The organism is Paenarthrobacter sp. CM16 (assembly GCF_013179505.1).
Taxonomy (GTDB): domain Bacteria; phylum Actinomycetota; class Actinomycetes; order Actinomycetales; family Micrococcaceae; genus Arthrobacter.
Genome location: NZ_JABMCX010000417.1, coordinates 1 through 3,060 on the forward strand (window position 1 = coordinate 1; position 3,060 = coordinate 3,060).

Genomic DNA, 3,060 nt, shown 5'->3' on the forward strand with positions numbered 1-3,060 from the left:
GGCGCACTGCGAGGCAGTGGTCGATGCCGGCAAGGCCGCCGACGCGAAGGTGAATGGTTCGGCCAAGGCAGGGGCCGACGTCGACGCTTCTGTAACGTCCGACCTCCCGGCAACGCCGGCGGTACCGGCTGTCCCCGCGAAGCCTGCCGTCCCGGCCGCCCTTGAGCTGCCCGCCACCCCCGCAGTCCCGGCGACGCCTGCTGCTCCGGCACTCCCCTCGCAGGTTCCGAGCGAGGTTCCGGCGGACGTTCCGGCCGCTCCGGGAGCACCCCTGGATTCTGTCCGCTAAGCACGCAGCGGCTACGGTTTAACGGCGGGGTTCCTTGGCTTAGGGCAAGGAACCCCGCCCTCGTAACGCGGGATGGAGGCGTCCACGGGTGCTTGACCCTTTGGCTGACGAATATGTGCAGGCGGACCATGATGATCCCGCACTGCTCTTTACGGCTGCCTACAACAGCCTTTCCGGGCCGGTCTTCGGCTACCTCCGGGCCCGCGGCGTGGAGGACCCGGAAGCCGTCACCCAGGACGTCTTCCTGGCCCTTTACCCAAAGCTCGAAACCCTCCATGGCGGCCTCCAAGGCGCCAAAACCCTGGTGTTCGCCATTGCCCACGCCCGCATGGTGGACCATTACCGCAAACGAGAACGGACACCTGACTCCACGCCTTACGAATCGGAACTGGACTCACGACGAGCACCGTCGGCGGAAGAGCAAGCCTTCGGACGGGCCTCCGGTTTGGGCGTGACGGAACTCTTGACCGATCTCGCTGACGACTACCGGGAGGTCCTGGCATTGCGTGTCATTGCCGACCTTTCCGTGGAGGAAACGGCGGAGATCATGGGCAAATCCCAAGGTGCCGTGAAGCAGCTGCAGCGCCGGGCCTTGGGCGCACTGAAGAAACGTGCACAACAAACGAACGGCACATCATGAGCGAACACCTTCCGCCCCGCGGGCACAGCCACCAGCAGGCAGTGCACCAACAGGCAGTCGACCGTTTCCTGGCCGAATCCGGCCTGGAGGGCGACGCCGAACTGCGCACAGAACTGCTGGGACTTCGTTCGCTGGCCGATACTGCCCCCGTGCCGACCGAGGCAGTTCGTGCGCTCATGGTTCACGGCCAGGTTGCGGCCACCCAGCAGATCACGACGACGGCCGGTCCCGTTGCGTCGTCGGGCGCGCCAACGGCGGTACTCGCCAGGGTTGAAGACCCTGCACGTGCGGCTGACCCGGCCCGTGCGGGTGCCCTCCCTGCCGACGAACTTGCTGCGCGGCGGCGGGCAAAGCGGCGCACGGCCATTGCCGGCCTCGCCGTCGTGGTGTCCTTGGCCGGCGGTGCTACTGCTGCGGCTGCGTCCGACGGCGGAATCCCGGGTGCCTTCCAGCATCTGGGCGCAGCCATCGGCTCAGCGGTCTCGAAGCTCACTCCTGCGTCCGGCGACGCCCCCCGGCAGGGCGGCCCTGCCGGTTCAACGCCGGCGCCAACAGGTCCGGAGGCGCCCGCAGTTCCGGACCGCGGACAGCCGGCGCCTCCTGCCCCGAATCCTTCCGGGAACCCGGCTCCAGGGGATCATCGGCAACCCGGTGGGGGAGCCTCGCCCCACGCACCGCAGGATCCGTCACTCCGCGACCCCGGCAAGGGCGCTGTTCCCCAGCCAGCGGTCACTGTAACGCCGCCCGGGATGGGCCCCGCGACCATTGATCCGGCCAAGCTCCGCCCCTCTGGCGTACCCGTGCCGGCTCCCACCCGCGTGGTTCCCAGCCTCCCTGCGGATCCGGGCAACCCGAGCCTCCCTGCGAAGTGACACTTAACACCTATGTTTGGGGGGCAAAACATCAGTGTTAAGTGCAGTCTCGGCGCGGATTAAACCACGACGGCGGGGTGCGGCTTCGTGTGGAAGCCGAACCCCGCCGTCGTGCTTGGCGGTTGTGGTTACGCGGTAACCAGGCTGTGCCAGTCGTTGACGAGAGGCAGGTTGTGCGCCTCGGAAACGGAGTGGTGTGCCACGTGGCCTGCGGCGATGTTGAGGCCGGCAGCCAGTGCGGGGTCGCGGTCGAATGCGGCCTTGACGCCCAGGTTGGCCAGTGCCACGGCGTAGCGCAGGGTGACGTTGGTCAGTGCGTACGTGGAAGTGTTCGGAACGGCGCCAGGCATGTTGGCAACGCAGTAGAAGATCGAGTTGTGGACCTTGTACGTCGGTTCCTGGTGGGTGGTGGGGTGCGTGTCCTCGAAGCAGCCGCCCTGGTCCACGGCGATGTCCACCAGGACAGAGCCCGGCTTCATGCGGGCAACGAGCTCGTTGGTCACCAGCTTGGGAGCCTTGGCGCCCGGGATCAGGACGGAGCCGATCACGAGATCTGCGTCGATAACTGACTTCTCGATCTCGTAGGCGTTGGAGGCTACGGTCTTCAGGCGGCCCTGGTAGAGGGCGTCGAGTTCGCGCAGCCGGTTGATGTTGATGTCCATGATGGTGACATCGGCACCGAGGCCCAAGGCCATGGCGGCGGCGTTGGTGCCGGCAACACCTGCGCCGAGGACAACTACCTTGGCCGGGCGGACGCCGGGTACGCCGCCCAGGAGGACGCCCTTGCCGCCGGCGGGAGCCATCAGCGAGGAGGCTCCGACCACGACGGACAAGCGGCCTGCTACCTCGGACATCGGGGCGAGCAGCGGGAGGGTGCGGCCCTCCTGAACGGTCTCGTAAGCGATGGCCGTGACGCCGGAGTTGATGAGCTCTGCGGTGAGCTCCGGTTCTGCGGCGAGGTGCAGGTAGGTGAAGAGGATGAGGCCCTTGCGGAAGCGGTGGTACTCGGCCGCGATGGGTTCCTTGACCTTCATGACCATGTCCGCACGGCCCCAGACGTCGTCGGCTTCATTGACGATTTCAGCGCCGGCGATCGAGTATTCCTCGTCGGTGATACCCGAGCCCAGGCCTGCGCCGCGCTCAACCAGAACGGTGTGTCCGTGGGTGCGGAACTCGTGGACACCTGCGGCCGTGATGGCTACGCGGAATTCGTTGTTCTTGATTTCTTTGGGGACGCCGATGATCATCTGTGGGCTCCA

3 protein-coding genes and 1 pseudogene are annotated in these 3,060 nt (G+C 66.8%); 3 read left to right on the forward strand and 1 reads right to left on the reverse strand.

Annotated features, from left to right (window positions below; all coding sequences use genetic code 11):
• The 3 genes and pseudogenes from HP499_RS22715 to HP499_RS22725 all read left to right on the forward strand — a co-directional run.
• Nucleotides 1–289 (forward strand): annotated as a pseudogene (locus tag HP499_RS22715) (hypothetical protein); the annotation flags it as partial.
• A gap of 88 nt (nt 290–377) precedes the next feature.
• Entirely contained in the window at nt 378–929 is a 552-nt protein-coding gene (locus tag HP499_RS22720) for an RNA polymerase sigma factor (RefSeq protein WP_172326336.1), read from the forward strand.
• Nucleotides 926–1,801, forward strand: a complete 876-nt coding sequence (locus tag HP499_RS22725) for a hypothetical protein (protein ID WP_172326337.1) — start codon at nt 926–928, stop codon at nt 1,799–1,801. Before HP499_RS22720 ends, HP499_RS22725 begins: the two co-directional genes overlap by 4 nt.
• 128 nt (nt 1,802–1,929) lie before the next feature.
• On the opposite strand, the gene ald is transcribed toward HP499_RS22725, so the two are convergent.
• Nucleotides 1,930–3,048 (reverse strand): alanine dehydrogenase, encoded by a 1,119-nt coding sequence (gene ald, locus HP499_RS22730; RefSeq protein ID WP_026548484.1) that lies wholly within the window; start codon nt 3,046–3,048, stop codon nt 1,930–1,932.
• Between the last annotated feature and the right edge of the window lie 12 nt (nt 3,049–3,060).

What these genes read in the sequence shown, in the direction of transcription:
- HP499_RS22725 (WP_172326337.1), top strand. Translation starts at nt 926, where the DNA reads ATGAGCGAACACCTTCCGCCCCGCGGGCACAGCCACCAGCAGGCAGTG.
- ald (WP_026548484.1), bottom strand. Translation starts at nt 3,048, where the DNA reads ATGATCATCGGCGTCCCCAAAGAAATCAAGAACAACGAATTCCGCGTA.